The organism is Sphingomonas japonica (assembly GCF_006346325.1).
GTDB lineage: Bacteria > Pseudomonadota > Alphaproteobacteria > Sphingomonadales > Sphingomonadaceae > Sphingomonas > Sphingomonas japonica.
The window spans coordinates 787,800-803,314 of sequence record NZ_VDYR01000001.1; the positions used below are offsets into that span (position 1 = coordinate 787,800).

The 15,515-nt window shown below is 67.4% G+C and carries 13 protein-coding genes, 1 tRNA gene and 1 other RNA gene; 12 read left to right on the top strand and 3 right to left on the bottom strand.

Annotated features, from left to right (window positions below):
* The first annotated feature begins 55 nt into the window (after positions 1 to 55).
* Genes FHY50_RS03850 through FHY50_RS03860 form a run of 3 tightly spaced genes read left to right on the top strand, consistent with a single transcriptional unit; the run spans position 56 to position 4,187 of the window.
* On the top strand, positions 56 to 2,218 hold the full coding sequence (locus tag FHY50_RS03850; RefSeq protein ID WP_208402878.1) for a TonB-dependent receptor: 2,163 nt from the start codon (positions 56 to 58) through the stop codon (positions 2,216 to 2,218).
* On the top strand, positions 2,218 to 2,751 hold the full coding sequence (locus FHY50_RS03855) for a hypothetical protein (protein WP_140047062.1): 534 nt from the start codon (positions 2,218 to 2,220) through the stop codon (positions 2,749 to 2,751). Before FHY50_RS03850 ends, FHY50_RS03855 begins: the two co-directional genes overlap by 1 nt.
* 11 nt (positions 2,752 to 2,762) lie before the next feature.
* Positions 2,763 to 4,187, top strand: coding sequence for a PepSY-associated TM helix domain-containing protein (locus FHY50_RS03860; RefSeq protein WP_208402879.1), 1,425 nt, complete (start codon positions 2,763 to 2,765; stop codon positions 4,185 to 4,187).
* Between the two features lie 30 nt (positions 4,188 to 4,217).
* On the opposite strand, the gene FHY50_RS03865 is transcribed toward FHY50_RS03860, so the two are convergent.
* Positions 4,218 to 4,291 (bottom strand) — tRNA-Cys (locus FHY50_RS03865).
* A gap of 158 nt (positions 4,292 to 4,449) precedes the next feature.
* Here FHY50_RS03865 and FHY50_RS03870 point away from each other — a divergent pair.
* From FHY50_RS03870 to FHY50_RS03910, 9 genes are all read left to right on the top strand, one after another.
* Positions 4,450 to 5,118 (top strand): protein-L-isoaspartate O-methyltransferase family protein, encoded by a 669-nt coding sequence (locus tag FHY50_RS03870; protein ID WP_140047066.1) that lies wholly within the window; start codon positions 4,450 to 4,452, stop codon positions 5,116 to 5,118.
* Between the two features lie 15 nt (positions 5,119 to 5,133).
* A complete protein-coding gene (locus tag FHY50_RS03875) occupies positions 5,134 to 6,636 on the top strand; it encodes a TolC family outer membrane protein (RefSeq protein WP_140047068.1) in 1,503 nt (500 codons plus the stop codon).
* A gap of 22 nt (positions 6,637 to 6,658) precedes the next feature.
* Positions 6,659 to 7,162, top strand: a complete 504-nt coding sequence (locus FHY50_RS03880) for a DUF2497 domain-containing protein (protein ID WP_180345088.1) — start codon at positions 6,659 to 6,661, stop codon at positions 7,160 to 7,162.
* Between the two features lie 80 nt (positions 7,163 to 7,242).
* Entirely contained in the window at positions 7,243 to 10,035 is a 2,793-nt protein-coding gene (locus FHY50_RS03885) for a valine--tRNA ligase (protein WP_140047070.1), read from the top strand.
* Positions 10,036 to 10,113: 78 nt separating this feature from the next.
* Positions 10,114 to 10,905, top strand: a complete 792-nt coding sequence (locus FHY50_RS03890) for a hypothetical protein (protein WP_243846719.1) — start codon at positions 10,114 to 10,116, stop codon at positions 10,903 to 10,905.
* A 46-nt stretch (positions 10,906 to 10,951) separates the two neighbouring features.
* Positions 10,952 to 11,045: signal recognition particle sRNA small type (ffs, locus tag FHY50_RS03895), an RNA gene on the top strand.
* Between the two features lie 331 nt (positions 11,046 to 11,376).
* Positions 11,377 to 13,005 carry a DNA polymerase III subunit gamma/tau gene (locus tag FHY50_RS03900; RefSeq protein ID WP_140047071.1) on the top strand — a complete coding sequence of 543 codons (1,629 nt, stop codon included), beginning with the start codon at positions 11,377 to 11,379 and terminating at the stop codon, positions 13,003 to 13,005.
* Complete coding sequence (locus FHY50_RS03905; RefSeq protein ID WP_140047073.1) at positions 13,002 to 13,325, top strand: YbaB/EbfC family nucleoid-associated protein; 324 nt, start codon at positions 13,002 to 13,004, stop codon at positions 13,323 to 13,325. Before FHY50_RS03900 ends, FHY50_RS03905 begins: the two co-directional genes overlap by 4 nt.
* A gap of 97 nt (positions 13,326 to 13,422) precedes the next feature.
* Entirely contained in the window at positions 13,423 to 13,704 is a 282-nt protein-coding gene (locus FHY50_RS03910; RefSeq protein WP_140047075.1) for a hypothetical protein, read from the top strand.
* 51 nt (positions 13,705 to 13,755) lie between these two features.
* Here FHY50_RS03910 and mtgA read toward each other — a convergent pair whose 3' ends face one another.
* Both mtgA and rpoH read right to left on the bottom strand, forming a co-directional pair.
* Positions 13,756 to 14,478, bottom strand: coding sequence for a monofunctional biosynthetic peptidoglycan transglycosylase (mtgA, locus tag FHY50_RS03915; RefSeq protein WP_140047077.1), 723 nt, complete (start codon positions 14,476 to 14,478; stop codon positions 13,756 to 13,758).
* Positions 14,479 to 14,567: 89 nt separating this feature from the next.
* Positions 14,568 to 15,470: an RNA polymerase sigma factor RpoH gene (rpoH, locus tag FHY50_RS03920; protein ID WP_140047079.1), complete on the bottom strand. Its 903-nt coding sequence runs from the start codon at positions 15,468 to 15,470 to the stop codon at positions 14,568 to 14,570.
* Positions 15,471 to 15,515: the final 45 nt, after the last annotated feature.

Below are 15,515 nucleotides of genomic sequence, written 5' to 3' on the forward strand. Positions count from 1 at the left end.
GCATCGCCATCGATATGCGAATAGCTCGCATTAGCGAAACGATCGGGGATTCGAGTTGAAGCAGGTTGATGGTGCACTGGCGGCGGGCACGCTGGCGATGATGCTGGTCGCGGGACAAGCGGTAGCACAAGAGCGCGATACGGCGTCCGACGACATCGTCGTCACCGCGCGCGGGTCGCAGGTCGAGCTCGTGCCGGAATATCCGGGCGGCCAGGTCGCGCGCGGTGCCCGCGCAGGCTTGCTCGGCAACCTCGATTACATGGACGCGCCTTTCTCGACGACCGCCTATACCGAAAACCTGATCCGCGAGCAGCAGGCAGAGAGCGTCGCCGACGTGCTTCAGAACGATCCGGGCATCCGCGTCGCGCGCGGCTTCGGGAATTTCCAGGAACTCTATTACCTGCGCGGCTTCCTGGTCTATTCGGACGACCTCACCTACAATGGCCTCTACGGCATCCTCCCGCGCCAATATGTCGCGGCCGAGATGCTTGAGCGCGTCGAGGTCTTCCGCGGCGCCAACAGCTTCGTCAACGGCGCCGCCCCCGGCGGCAGCGCGGTCGGCGGCGCGATCAACCTGGTGCCCAAGCGTGCGCCCGAGGACGATCTCAACCGCGCGACGATCGGGATCGGTAGCCGGTTGCAGGGCTATGCGACGTTCGATTTCGCGCGGCGCCTCGGCCGCGACGACGCGCTTGGCCTGCGCGCCAACGCCGCGGTGCGCGGCGGCGATACCGAGGTGGACGGACAGAAAAGGCTGCTGACCGTCGCATCGATCGGCACCGATTATCGCAGCGGCGATTTCCGCTTTTCGGCCGACATCGGCTATCAGGACCAGCGCATCGACGCACCGCGGCCCAGCGTCACGCCCTTGGGCGCGATCCCGGCTCCCCCTGAAGCCGACGCCAATTTCGCGCAGCCCTGGACCTATACCGAGGAGCGTCAGCTGTTCGGTGTAGCCCGGGCCGAACTCGACGTGACGCCCGGGGTCACGCTGTGGGCAGCAGGCGGCGGGCGCATCGGCGAGGAGGAGAATGTCCTCGCCAATCCCGATGCGCAGGCGGACGGCACCACGACCGCCTATCGCTTCGACAATACGCGAGAGGATCGGGTGCTGTCGGCCGACGCCGGCATCCGCGCCGATTTCGACACCGGCCCGATCGGCCACCGCGTCATCGCCTCGGGCGCGATCTACGCGCTCGATTCGAAGAACGCCTATGCCTTCTCGAACTTCGCGGGGTTTGTAGGCGATCTCTACGATCCCTTCACGGTGGCGCCGCCGGCCACCGATTTCTTCGTCGGCGGCGTCCTTGCCGATCCGCTGACCACGCTGACCACCGATACGCGCAGCGCTGCGATCGCCGATACGCTCAGCCTGTTCGGCGGCAAGCTGCTGACGACGGCGGGCGTGCGCTGGCAGAGGATCGACACCGCTTCGTTCGACTACAACACCGGTGCCGAGCTGCCCGGCCGCAACGACAAGAGCGCGTGGACGCCCGCGTTCGGATTGGTCGTCAAGCCTGACGAGCGGCTGTCGCTCTATGCCAACTATGCCGAATCGCTGGTGCCCGGCGAAATCGCGCCGGCCAGCGTCGGCACTACGCCGGTGCTCAATGCCGGCGAGGTGTTCGCGCCCTATCGCGCCGACCAGCTCGAATTCGGCGCCAAGCTCGATCTCGTTCGCTTCGGTGCGACGCTCGGCGTGTTCACGACGGCGCTCCCCAGCGCCTATGTGATCGACCAGCGCTTCACCATCGCCGGCGAACAGCGACATCGCGGGATCGAGGCGACCCTGTTCGGCGAGCCGGTCGATGGCGTGCGGCTTGTCGGCGGCATGACGGTGATCGACGCGGAACTGGTCGATACCGGAGATGCCGCGATCGACGGCAACCAGGCGATCGGCGTGCCGGGGCTTCAGGCCAATCTCAACGCCGAATGGGACGTCGCCGCAACCGGGCTGACGCTCGAAGGACGCGCGATCCATTCGTCGTCGCAGTTCGTCGATGAGAGCAACAGTCGCACCATTCCCGACTGGACCAAGTTCGACCTCGGCATCCGCTATGCTGTCGAGGCGGGTGGCAAGCCGTTGACGCTGCGCGTTCGGGCCGAGAATTTGACCGACGAGGCCTATTGGGCGTCGGCCGGCGGTTTCCCCGGATCGAGCTATCTCGTGCTCGGCAATCCGCGCAGCATCTTCGTGTCGGCAACGGTCGGACTGTAATGCTGGCAGCGGGCCTCGCGATCCTGCTTGGCCTCGGCGGGGGCTATGCGCTGTTCGCCGCGTGGCGGCGGCGCGGCGGATGGGGCCTCGTGGCGCTCGGCTGGGCGCTGCTGCTCGCGGCCACGCTCGCCAGCGTCGCGGCGGCCGGGCCGGAGTTCGGGATAGCCTACGCGCTGCTCGGGCTGTCGGCGATCGGCACCGTTTTCGTCGGTTGGGGAATGGAGACGCGCCCGGCCCGGCGCGCGCCGGTGGAGCGTGACCGGCTGCCCGGTGACGGCGCCGACTGGCGCGGCGCGCTCGCCCGCTTCCTGCTTGCCGTTCCGCTCGCCGGAATCGCGGCGGCGCTGGCCAGCGTGATGGTCACCGGCTGGCTGCCGGGCGAAAATGCCGATCGCCACGCACTGGCGATCCTCGGCATGCCGGTAGTGTGGGGCGCCGCCGCCTGGTGGGTGCTCGCCGATGCCCGGCCATGGCGGGCCGCCTCGGTCCTCACGGGAACCGCCGCAGTTGCGGCGCTCGCGGTGCTGGCGTGAACCCCGGCTTCGTGAAGCGCTCGCTAGCCAGCCATTCGTGGCTGGGGCTGCTGGTCGGCGCGCTGCTCTATCTGGTCTGCCTGTCGGGCACGATCGTGGTGTTTGGGCACGAGCTTCACCGCTGGGAGCAGCCGGGAGTCGCCGAATTCGACCGCGCCGATCCGGCGATGGTCCAGCGCGCCTATGCCACCCTGGCAAGGCGCAACGATCGCCCCACGCACCATGTCTATATCGGTCTGCCCACGCCAGAGACCCCGCGCATGACCGTCTCCGACGACAGCGGCGGCTTCTATGTCGAACCGGGCGGCGCGCTGGCCGAGCGGGCCGAGCATCGCTGGACCGACATGGTCACCAATCTGCACCTTTACCTGCATCTGCCGAGCAGCTTCGGGATGATCGTCGTCAGCATCCTCGGCGCGATGCTGTGCGGGCTGATCGTGTCCGGCCTGTGCGCGCACCCGACGATCTTTCGCGATGCGTTCCGCTTTCGCCGCGGCGGCGCGCGGCGGCTCGAACAGGCCGATCTGCACAATCGGCTGAGCGTGTGGGGCGCGCCGTTCCACCTCGTGATCGCGGTTACCGGCGCGTATTTCGGGCTGGCGGCACTGATGACCTCGCTGATTGCCACCAGTGAGCATGGCGGCGACACCGCCGCGGTCGAGGCGGCCTTGTTCGGCGCGCCGCCGAGCCTCGAACAGCCGGTGCGCCCGCCCGGGATCGACCGCGCGCTGGCGGCGATGCCGCGCGTCGCGCCCGGTGCCGATCCCTTCTTCGTGACGGTCGAGGAAGCAAATTCGCCCGAGCAGTATATCCTCGTCATCGCGCGGGTGGCGGGCAAGTTCATCTATTCCGAACAATATCGCTTCGACGCCGCCGGACGCTATCTCGGCCGCGCCGGTTTCGATGGCGGCGCTGTCGGCAAGCAGGCGGTGTTCTCGACCTTCCGGCTACATTTCGGCCAGTTCGGCGGTTTCGCGGTCAAGCTGGCCTATGCCGCGCTGGGGCTCGCGCTGACGATCGTGTCGGTATCCGGGGTCAATGTCTGGCTGGCCCGCCGCCGGTCCAGCGACTGGATCGACCGGGTGTGGCCCGGCTTCGTCTGGGGCACGCCACCCGCGCTGGCGCTCGCCGGGATCGCGGCGCTCGCCACGCCGCTATCGCCGCTGGCGGTGTTCTGGGTCGCGCTGGTGGCCATCGTCGGCACAGGCGCAACCCGGCCCGACCCCGTGCAAACCGCCCGCGCGCTGCGACTGGTCGGAGGATCGGCGCTGCTGGCGATGGTCGCCGTCCATGTCGCGGTCCATCGCGACGCCGCGTTTGGCGGCGCGGCGATCGGGGTCAATCTGGCGCTATTGGCATTGGCGCTGGCGCTGCTCGCGAGCGTGCCGATGCGCTTTCTGCGGCACGCGCGAACCCGTCCGCTGCCCGCCGAGTGACGCGCTGCTGCAGGTCGCAAGAAAGAAAGGTGGAGGCCCGAGCCGGAATCGAACCGGCGTGCAAGGATTTGCAGTCCTCTGCGTAACCACTCCGCCATCGGGCCACAGCGCAGGCAGATGCGCGGGCGGCCGCGCGCTGTCAATGCCGCGCCCGGCAAATTTCGCGCCCGCCATTGCTTGGCGAAGCGTTCCGGGCGCGATACATAGCGCAACGACAGCAAGTGTATTGCATCACTAAAACAGTTGTGCGACAGGAAGCGACATGATGGCCGCGATCGACAATCCCACCCGGTTCGAAGAGATGCGCCACGCGATGGTGGCCAGCCAGCTGCGCACCAGCGCGGTTAGCGACGCCCGCGTCGTCGATGCGATGGCGAACGTCGCCCGCGAGGATTTCGTGCCGGAGGCGCTGCGCAGTCTTGCCTATCGCGATCGCCCGCTGCCGCTGGGCGGGGGGCGTGAGATGAATGCGCCGCTCGCGACCGGACGGCTGTTGACCGAGGCGGTGATCGGCCCGCGCGACGCGGTGCTGCTGATCGGTGCGGCGACCGGCTATGCCGTGGCGGTGATCGCCCGGCTCGCCGCACGCGTGGTCGCGGTCGAGGAGGATGCGGCGCTGCTGGCGATGGCGCCGCCGTCGCTCGCCGGCACTGCCGCGCTGCGGATGGTCGAGGGGCCGTTGACGGCGGGGGCGCCCGATCAGGGCCCCTATGACGTGATCGTTGTCGATGGCGCGGTCGAGCGGCTGCCCGATGCGCTGGTGGCGCAGGTTCGGGTGGGTGGACGCATCGTCACCGGACTGGTCGATCGCGGGGTAACGCGGCTGGCGTCGGGGGAGCGCAGCGAACACGGCTTCGGCCTGTTCGATTTCGCCGACATGGATTGCGTCGTGCTGCCCGGGTTCGAAACGCCGCGCGGCTTTCGGTTTTAAGGAGCGGGTGGGGGCATGAAGCGGCTGATTTCCTGGGGCGTCGGCGTCAGCCTGATCGCGCTCGCGCCGGGGGCGCAGGCCGATACGCTGCGCGAGGCGCTGCTCAAGGCCTATCGCGACAACCCCTCGATCGCGCGCGAACGATCGAGCCTGCGCGCGATCGACGAAAATGTGCCGCTGGCCAAGGCCAATGGCCGGCCCGACGTGTCGCTGACCGGCGACTATGTCGAGTACCTCAAGCAGGCGGAGAACAGCTTCGTCGCGCCGGAGCGCCAGCTTTCTAGCAACGCGCAGGTGACGGTGCCGCTGTTCAACGGTGGTCAGGTGCGCAATTCGGTGCGCGCGGCGGAAACCCGGTCGCTTGCCGGGCGCGCCAATCTGCGCTCGGCCGAGGCCAACCTCTTCACCAACGTCGTCGCTGCCTATAACGACGTCATCCGCGACGAGGCGATCGTCCAGCTCAACCAGCAGAATGTCCGCGTTCTCGACGTCAACCTTCAGGCGACGCGCGATCGCTTCGAGGTCGGCGACCTGACCCGCACCGACGTCGCCCAGTCCGAGGCGCGGCTTGCCGTGGCAGTCGGCCAGTTGCGCGGCGCCGAGGCGCAGCTGGTGACGAGCCGCGAAACCTATGTCCAGCTGGTCGGCGATACGCCCGACACGCTCGAGGCCCCGCCGGCGCTGCCCAACCTGCCAGCGGAGACGACTACGGCAGTGGCGACCGCGCTCAACAACAATCCGGCGCTCGCCGCCGCCGAGCGCGAGCGCGACGCCACGCGGTTCGACACGCGCGCTGCCAAGGGCGCGCGGCTGCCACAGGTCAGCGCTTTCGTCGGCGGAAACTATTTCAACTATCTCAACACGTTGGGGTCCGCGACCGTCGGGGGCAGCATCCCGCAGACCGGAACCGCGGCGCAAGGGGGGCTGTCGCTGACCGTCCCGCTCTATCAGGGCGGACGCCCCGCCGCGCAGGTACGTCAGGCGCAGGCCCGCGAAAGCGTCGCGATCGAGACCGTTACCGAAACCGAACGCGGCGTCATCGCACAGGCGCGCTCTGCCTTCGCCAATTGGCAGTCGTCGCTTCGCGTGATCGAATCGGCGCAAGTCGCGGTCGATGCCAACCAGCTTTCGCTCGAAGGCGTGCGCGCCGAGAATACGGTCGGCACGCGCACCATCCTCGACATCCTCAACGCCGAGCAGGAACTGCTCAATTCGCAGGTCACGCTCGTGACCGCGCGCCGCGACGCCTATGTCGCGGGCTTTGCGCTGCTCGCGGCGATGGGCAAGGCGGAGGCGCAGGATCTCGGCCTCGACGGCGGCGCGCTGTATGATCCGATCGCCAATTACGACCGCGTCGAGGGCAAGTGGTTCGACTGGGACGACGACGAAACGCCGGTGGCGGTCGGCACGCGCACCGTCGACGTGCCCGCGCAGACGCCGGTCGTCGCCAAGCCGCTCGAGCCCGAACTGCAACGCGACGTTGACACCGACCCTGCAAACCCTTCAGTTGACGAATAACTAACCAACTGGGGCGGGCCGAATGGGGGATTTGAGCAACGAGCCGTCGATGGAGGACATCCTGTCCTCGATCAAACGGATCATCGCCGAAGAGGGCGACGCGCCCGCAGCAGGCCGCGCACCGCGGCGCCCGCCGCCGCGCGCTGCGGCAACCGCGCCTGCGCTCCACGACCTGCCCGACGGTTCGGAGGATGAAGGCGACGCCATCCTCGAACTGCGCGAATCGATCGAGGCGGCACAGCGCAATGCCGCTGCCCGCGCCCAGCCCGAACCAGAGTCCGAGCCTACGCCCCGCGCGTCCGAAACGATCGTGTCGCAGCGCGCCGCCGAAGCGAGCCGCGGCCAGCTCGAGGCGCTGTCGCGACTGATCGTGCGCCCCGACACGCCAGGTGCCGACACGCTCGAAGGGCTGGTGCGCGAAATGCTGCGCCCGATGCTCAGCAGCTGGCTCGACGCCAATCTCCCGCGCGTCGTCGAGACGATGGTCGCGCGCGAGATCGCCCGGATCAGCAACCGCGAGGGTTGAGCTGACCTGGCCGATGCGGTCCAGCCGAAACCGGATCGACCCGGGTTGTCATATTCGATCGCTCGGATATGGCAGGCGGCATGACCGAACTGCCCAAAACCTTCGACCCCGCCGCCATCGAGACGCGCTGGTACGCGCATTGGGAGGGGGCAGGGCTGTTCCATCCGGATCGCTCCGGTGCCGAGCCGTTCACGCTGGTCAATCCGCCGCCCAACGTCACCGGTTCGCTGCACATCGGGCACGCGCTCGACAACACGCTGCAGGACATCCTCGTCCGCCATGCGCGGTTGCAGGGCAATGATGCGCGCTGGGTGGTCGGCACCGACCATGCCGGCATCGCGACGCAGATGGTGGTCGAGCGCAACCTCGCCAAGGACGGCATCAAGCGCACCGACCTCGGCCGTGAGGCGTTCGCCGCCAAGGTCTGGGAATGGAAGGCCGAGAGCGGCGGCGCGATCACGCGCCAGCTGCGGCGGCTCGGCTGTTCGATGGACTGGACCAACGAACGCTTCACGATGGACGAGGGCTTTTCAAAGGCCGTCCTGAAGGTATTCGTCGATCTCTACCGTCAGGGGCTGCTGTACCGCGACAAGCGCCTGGTCAACTGGGACCCGGGCCTGGGCACCGCGATCAGCGATCTCGAGGTCGAGACGCGCGAAGTGCAGGGCGGCTTCTGGACGCTGCGCTACCCGCTCGAGGACGGCAGCGGCCATGTCGAGGTCGCGACGACGCGGCCCGAGACCATGCTCGCCGACATGATGGTCGCGGTGCATCCCGACGATCCGCGCTACACCGCGCTGGTCGGCAGGAAGCTGCGCCTGCCGATCACCGGGCGGCTGGTCCCGATCGTCGCCGACACCCATGCCGATCCCGAACTCGGCTCGGGCGCGGTCAAGATCACGCCGGGGCACGACTTCAACGACTTCGAAGTGGCCAGGCGGCAGGGCGTCGAGGCGCGAGACATGCTCAACATGCTCGATGCCAAAGCCGCCGTCTGCCAGGCCGCAGATGGTCTGGTCCCTGCCGATCTCGTCGGCCTCAACCGCGCCGATGCCCGCAAGCGCGTGGTCGCGCTGCTGGAGGCCGAGGGCGCGCTGGTCAAGGTCGAGGATCGCGTGATCCAGGCGCCCTATGGCGACCGATCGGGCGTGGTGATCGAGCCATGGCTGACCGACCAATGGTATGTCGATGCCAAGACGCTGGCAAAGGGTCCGATCGAGGCGGTACGCGACGGCCGCATCCAGGTGGTGCCGAAAACGTGGGAGAAGACGTTCTTCAACTGGATGGAGAACATCCAGCCCTGGTGCGTGTCGCGGCAATTATGGTGGGGGCACCGGATACCGGCTTGGTTCGCCGAGGATGGCCGGGTGTTCGTTGCCGAGACCGAGGAGGAAGCGCAGGCCGAAGCCGGCGAGGGGGTGGCGCTGAGCCGCGACCCCGACGTGCTCGACACTTGGTTCTCCTCCGCGCTCTGGCCCTTCGCGACGCTCGGATGGCCCGACGACACCCCCCACACGCCGTTCGTCCCGAGCGAAGTCGAGGGACGTGCCGCGAGCGATGCGCTGGGTGTCTCGACTTCGCTCGACACGAACGGGGGGGGGACGGACCTTAGCGAAGCGGGGGCTGGACCAGGGAAACGCCCAACCCTCGCTGGCCGCTACCCCAACGACATCCTCATTTCCGGCTTCGACATCCTGTTTTTCTGGGACGCGCGGATGATGATGCAGGGGATGCATTTCCTGGGCGACGTGCCGTTCCGCAAGCTCTACCTTCACGGCCTAGTCCGCGCCACCGACGGGTCGAAGATGGCGAAGTCGAAGGGCAATACCGTCGATCCGCTGATCCTGATCGACAAATACGGCGCCGACGCGCTGCGCTTCTTCATGGCGGCGATGGAAAGCCAGGGCCGCGACATCAAAATGGATGAGAAGCGGGTCGAGGGATATCGCAACTTCGCGACCAAGCTGTGGAATGCGACGCGCTTCGCGATGGCCAACGGCATCGGCGCGTCGGCGGGGCTGGAGCCGCCTAAAGCGACGCTCGCGGTCAATCGCTGGATCATTGCCGAGACGGTGCAGACGGTGCAGGCACTCGACCTCGCACTCGCCGACCTGCGTTTCGACGGGGCGGCGAACACCATCTATCAGTTCGCGTGGAGCCGGTTCTGCGACTGGTATCTCGAACTCATCAAGCCGGTGCTGTCGCCCGAGCCGGGCGTACGCGGCGAGGGCGGCGACGCCGATGAAACCCGCGCGGTGGCGGGATGGGTGCTCGACCAGATCCTGGTGATGCTTCACCCGTTCATGCCGTTCGTCACCGAGGAGCTGTGGCACGCGCTCGGCGAGCGGGAATATGATCTTATCGTCGCGAAATGGCCGATGCCAGATGCTAGGGCGCTGGATGCGGAGGCGGTCAAGGAGATCGACTGGCTGATCCGGCTCGTCGGTGAAGTGCGGACCGCGCGGACCGAACTGAATGTACCACCGGGCGCGCGCCTGCCGGTGCATGTCCGCGATGCCTCGCCGGAAACCATGGTGCGCTTGGGAAGCCAGGCGACGACCCTGGCCCGGCTGGCGCGTGTCGACAGTTCGCCTGGCGAGCCCGAACCGGGTGGCGCGCTCCAGATCGTGGTCGACGAAGCGACCTACGTCCTTCCCCTCGAAGGCGTGATCGATCTCGACGCCGAACGCACGCGCCTCGCCAAGGCGATCGCGGCTGCGGAGAAGGAGCGTGACGGCCTCGCCGGGCGCCTCTCCAATCCCAGCTTCGTAGAGCGGGCCAAGCCCGAAGCGGTCGACAAGGCGCGCGCGGACCATGCCGAAAAATCGGCCGAGGCGGAGCGGCTCGCGGCGGCGCTGGCACGGCTCGGCTGACCGGCGGCCCGCCGGGGCTCCCGCGACGGAGCCATCGCCGCGTCGCTGCGCTTGGCGTCGGGTGACTGGAGGAACGTCATGACCGCATCTCGACGGACCATGCTGCTGGCCGCAGCGCTGCTGTGCGCGCCGCTTGCTGCTTGCGGAGGCACGCCCGATACCGCATCCGACGCGGAAACCGCCGGGCCAGTGCAGCGAGCTCCGGTATCGCGTCCGTCCCCCACCGAAGCTGCGATCGCGCCGGCGGACGACGCGATCGACGCCAAGCCTGCTGGCAATGCGGCGGCATCCCACATGGAGACCGCCAATCCCATCTCGTGCGCTAGCGAGCGCGGTCAGCCCGCCGCCGATCGCCTTGCGCGGCTGTGCCGGTCGGTTTCGCCGGCGACACGCCCGCCGTGCAACGCCGCCAACAGCTGCGCGCTGATCGAGGACGAGATTGCGCGCGGCTGCGCGTTGTTCGACGACGCTGCCGATCCAATGCCGGGCTGCGATGTCGATCCGAAGGGTGAGGCGGCGGCAGTCGCGGTGGTGCGGCGCTTTTACTCCGCGCTTGCCGCGCACGACTATGGCACCGCCTGGCAGCAATGGGGTAATGACGGCCCCCCGGGACAAACGCTCGACGCGTTTCGCCGGGGCTATGCCGACACCCGCTCGACCAAGGTGACGATCGGCAAGGTCGAGCCGGGCAGCGGCGGCGCCGGTTCGATCTACCAGCCGGTCCCCGTCACCGTAGATTCGGTGCTTGCCGACGGCACCCGCCAGCGCTTCTTCGGCGAATATGTCGTGCGCCGCGTCAACGGCGTCGACGGAGCGAGCGCAGACCAGTTGCGGTGGCATATCGACTCGGCAACGCTGCGCGCGCGCTGACCGCCCGGCGCTGGACATCGCGCAGGCGATCGACCATATCGCGCGGCGAGAGTCGGGCGGACGGCGCCGTCGCCAACCTGGTCAGGTCCGGAAGGAAGCAGCCACAACGATTTCGTGCCGGGTCGTTCCGGCTCTCACCGCCTGCGGCCTGCCGCGCAAGGATCAGCGCAGCTGATCCGCGCAAAGACGGCAGGCCCGGCCGGCGGGGCCAATAGGCCCGACCGACGGCGCGGCTTCGCCGCGACGCGCCCCCGAAATGCGGCCCCACGGTAATAGGGGTCACCTTCAGAACTTTCCTACACCCCTCGACGTGTGCGATGCTCCGCTCATGCCGACCCACTGCCTCGCCCCCGGAAAACGTCGCTCCGCAGCCGAAAACCCCCTCTCCCGATTTTCGATGGAGAGTCTCCACTTTCTCCACTTCACCCCCGCCTTCGACACGCGCAAGCGGCTCGGCTAAGGCGTCCGGCAATGTCCGATTCCTTTGATCTCGGCGAACCGCCACAGCCGCCAAAACCCGAAGCGTATCGCGTGCTGGCGCGCAAATATCGGCCGCAGACCTTTTCGGAACTGATCGGCCAGGACGCGATGGTCCAGACGCTGGGCAACGCGATCAAGCGCGATCGGCTCGCGCATGCCTTCCTGCTCACCGGGGTACGCGGCGTCGGCAAGACATCGACTGCGCGGCTGATCGCCAAGGCGCTCAACTGCATCGGGCCGGACGGGCAGGGCGGGCCGACGATCGATCCGTGCGGGGTGTGCGAACCCTGCCGCGCCATCGCCGAGGGACGCCACATCGACGTGATCGAGATGGACGCCGCCAGCCACACCGGCATCGGCGACATTCGCGAGATCATCGATGCGGTGCGCTATGCGGCGGTGTCGGCGCGGTACAAGATGTACATCATCGACGAAGTGCACATGCTGTCCAAGCCGGCCTTCAACGGCCTGCTCAAGACGCTCGAGGAGCCGCCCGAGCACGTCAAGTTCCTGTTCGCCACGACCGAAGTCGACAAGATCCCGGTGACGGTGTTGTCGCGCTGTCAGCGCTTCGACCTGCGCCGCATTCCGTCCGACAAGCTGACCGACCATTTCGCCCATGTCGCCGCGGCGGAGGGTGCGGAGGCGGAGCCCGAGGCGCTGGCGCTGATCGCGCGCGCGGCGGAAGGGTCGGCGCGCGACGGCCTGTCGATCCTCGACCAGGCGATCGCGCATGCCGGGCTCGAAGGCGGCGCGGTCCGCGCTGACGCCGTGCGCGCGATGCTGGGATTGTCCGATCGCGGCGCGATCCGCGCGCTGTTTGGCATGCTGCTGGAGGGTGACGCTCCCGGCGCGCTGGCGGCTCTGCGCGCGCAATATGATCTCGGGGTCGATCCGCAGGGGGTGCTTCGCTCGCTGCTCGAAACCGTCCATGCGGTTACGTTGGCCAAGGTCGGCACGCCGTTCGATCCCGCCCAACCCGCCGAGGAGCGTGAGGCGCTGACGCGCTGGTCGTCGCGGCTCGGCTATCCACTGCTGCACCGGCTTTGGCAATTGTTGCTGCGCGGGCATGGCGAGGTCGCGGCGGCGGCGCTGCCGATCGAGGCCGCCGAAATGGCGCTGCTGCGCGTGATCCACGCCTCGACGCTGCCCGATCCCGGCGAGTTGGCCAAGCTGGTGGCGAACGGGGCGCCGATTGCGGCGACAACCGCGGCTCCCGCTGCCGATCCTGCGGATGCGCCGGCCGCGTCGCTGCCGACCACGGTCGAGCAGCTCGCCGCGCTCCTCGAAGCTGCCAAGCGCCCCGGCCTTGCCGATCAAGTGCGCAACCATGTCCGCCCGATCCGCTTCGAAGCGCCCGAGTTGGTGATCAGCGCGGCCAAACCGCTGCCCGCGGATTTCACGCGCGAACTTGGGCTGGCGCTCAAGGCGATCACCGGCCAGAACTGGCGGATCGGCACCGCCGACGGCCCTGCGCAGCCCAGCCTGCGCGAGACCGAGCAGGCCGAGGCGGACGCCGAGCGCGCGCAGGTGCTGGCATCGCCGGTGGTCGCGGCGGCGTTGCACGCCTTTCCCGATGCCGAACTTGTCGGCTGGACCAAGACACGGAGCACATCATGAAGAATATCGAAGACATCATGGCAATGGCGCAGAACGTCCAGGCCGAGCTCGAGAAGGCACAGGCCAATCTCGACACGATCGAGGTCGAGGGTCAGTCGGGCGGTGGGCTGGTCAAGGTGCGCGCCAGCGCGAAGGGGCGCATCCTCGGCGTCGAGATCGATCCGTCGCTGTTGCAGCCGAGCGAGAAGGGCATGGTCGAGGATCTCGTCGCCGCGGCGTTCAACGATGCGCGCGCCAAGGCCGATGCGGCGTCGTCGACCGAGATGTCCAAGCTGACCAGCGGCATGCCGCTGCCGCCGGGATTCAAGCTGCCCTTCTGAGCTTTCACTTAACCCGGCTCGGTAACCGTTTCACAACGGGAACAATTATTTGGGTCACCACGTTGACGCGCGCAGTATCAACGGAGGGAAGAGTATCATGGCCGAAGAACGCATCACCGAAACCACCGTGACTGATCACGCCGGGCAGCCGCATACCACCGTGGTCGAACGCCGCAGCGGCGGCGGCGGCGGGCTGCTGATCGGACTGGCGCTTTTGATCGCCGTGATCGTCGGCGCGTTCTTCCTGATGAACCAAAGCCGCAACGACGCGGTCAAGACTGATGCGATCGCCGGCGCTGCCGATGCCGTCAGTGACGGCGCGACCAAGGTGGGTGATGCGGCGGAAAAGGCCGGAGACGCGGTGACCGGAGGCGAATAAGCTGTTGTGCCCTCGTCGCTCCGGCTGACGGGGGCGGGGCGTCGGACTGGATCAGCGAATACAGCTATCCAGTCCGTCGCGCCGAACTACGCCGATCCGCGCAGCGATCGAATTGGCATAGCGCCGGGTAAACCCGCTCGGCGACTTGCCGGGCCGTTTTTTGGGCAACGGCAGCACCGCCGCGATCTGCGCCGCCTCGCGCGTCGTCATTCGGCTGGCACCGTGATCGAAATAACGCCTCGCGCCCTGCTCGACGCCATAGGTGCCGATGCCGGTCTCGGCGACGTTCAGATAGACTTCCATGATCCGGCGCTTGCCCCATATCTGCTCGATCAACAGGGTAAACCAAGCTTCGAAGCCTTTGCGGATATAGCCGCCATTCTGCCACAGGAACACGTTCTTCGCCGTCTGCTGGCTGATCGTCGATCCGCCGCGGATGCGCCCGCCTTCGGCATTGCGGACCATCGCCGCGCCGATCGCCTTGTAGTCGAAGCCGCTGTGCGCGCAGAACCTCGAATCCTCCGCCGCGATCGCAGCGCGCGGCATATCGATGTCGATCTCCTCGAGAGGCTTCCACGTCTTCGTGATGCTACGCCCGGCGAGAACGTCCCCCAGCATCGTTAGCGTGAACGGCACAGGCACGAACCGCAGCACCGCGACCCATATGATCGAGATCGCGATGAACCATGCGGCCAGCTTCAACAGGAATTTGAGAAACGCGCCGCGGCCACGACGGGCACGCCGCGATTTGGTGGGGGTTGCTGCTGTGGCCAATCCGAACTTCCGAATTTCAGTTCAACGCCGAACTGGAACTGCCGTTACTCCCGTCGTGACGAGTATCAAAGGTACGAACGTCTCGACGATCAAGCAGTCAACAGTCGCCGGTCGCCAGCGATCCGCATCATCGCCTTTTGCAGCTTCTCGAACGCGCGCACTTCGATCTGGCGCACGCGTTCGCGGCTGACACCATAGACCTGGCTCAGTTCCTCGAGCGTCTTGGGATCGTCGGTCAGGCGGCGTTCGGTCAGGATGTGCTTCTCGCGATCGTTGAGCGCGTCCATCGCCTCGGTCAGCATGTTGTGGCGGACATCCGCTTCCTGTGCCTCGGCAACGGTCTGATCCTGCAACGGGCTGTCGTCGGCGAGCCAATCCTGCCACTGCGCTTCGCCATCTTCGCGCATCGGCACGTTGAGCGAGGTGTCGCCGCCCATCGCCATGCGGCGGTTCATGCTCGTTACTTCATCCTCGGTGACGCCTAGATCCTTGGCGATCTTGGCGACGTCCTCGGGGCGAAGGTCGCCATCCTCGAACGCGTCGAGCTTGGCCTTCATCCGGCGCAGGTTGAAGAACAGCTTCTTCTGCGCGGCGGTAGTGCCCATCTTCACCAGGCTCCAGGAACGCAGGATATACTCCTGGATCGACGCGCGAATCCACCACATCGCATAGGTGGCAAGGCGGAAGCCGCGATCGGCCTCGAACTTCTTCACCCCCTGCATAAGGCCGATATTGCCCTCGGAAATGAGCTCGCTGACCGGCAGGCCATAGCCACGATAGCCCATCGCGATCTTCGCGACGAGGCGCAGGTGCGACGTCACCAATTGCGCGGCGGCATCGGGATCTTGATGCTCCTCGAACCGCTTGGCGAGCATATATTCCTGCTCGGGCGCGAGGATCGGAAATTTCTTGATCTCGGACAGATAGCGATTGAGGCTCGCCTCGCCGCCAAGGGCGGGAACCGTCGCAGGGACGTTGCTTCCGCTTGCCATGATCGTATCTCCCTTCAAATCAGCGCCGCCGTCCATTCGGATCGG

Excerpts from the sequence above, each read along its gene's own strand:
- FHY50_RS03855 (WP_140047062.1), top strand. The coding sequence starts at position 2,218 with ATGCTGGCAGCGGGCCTCGCGATCCTGCTTGGCCTCGGCGGGGGCTAT.
- FHY50_RS03870 (WP_140047066.1), top strand. The coding sequence starts at position 4,450 with ATGATGGCCGCGATCGACAATCCCACCCGGTTCGAAGAGATGCGCCAC.
- FHY50_RS03875 (WP_140047068.1), top strand. The coding sequence starts at position 5,134 with ATGAAGCGGCTGATTTCCTGGGGCGTCGGCGTCAGCCTGATCGCGCTC.
- FHY50_RS03880 (WP_180345088.1), top strand. The coding sequence starts at position 6,659 with ATGGGGGATTTGAGCAACGAGCCGTCGATGGAGGACATCCTGTCCTCG.
- FHY50_RS03885 (WP_140047070.1), top strand. The coding sequence starts at position 7,243 with ATGACCGAACTGCCCAAAACCTTCGACCCCGCCGCCATCGAGACGCGC.
- FHY50_RS03890 (WP_243846719.1), top strand. The coding sequence starts at position 10,114 with ATGACCGCATCTCGACGGACCATGCTGCTGGCCGCAGCGCTGCTGTGC.
- FHY50_RS03900 (WP_140047071.1), top strand. The coding sequence starts at position 11,377 with ATGTCCGATTCCTTTGATCTCGGCGAACCGCCACAGCCGCCAAAACCC.
- FHY50_RS03905 (WP_140047073.1), top strand. The coding sequence starts at position 13,002 with ATGAAGAATATCGAAGACATCATGGCAATGGCGCAGAACGTCCAGGCC.
- FHY50_RS03910 (WP_140047075.1), top strand. The coding sequence starts at position 13,423 with ATGGCCGAAGAACGCATCACCGAAACCACCGTGACTGATCACGCCGGG.
- rpoH (WP_140047079.1), bottom strand. The coding sequence starts at position 15,470 with ATGGCAAGCGGAAGCAACGTCCCTGCGACGGTTCCCGCCCTTGGCGGC.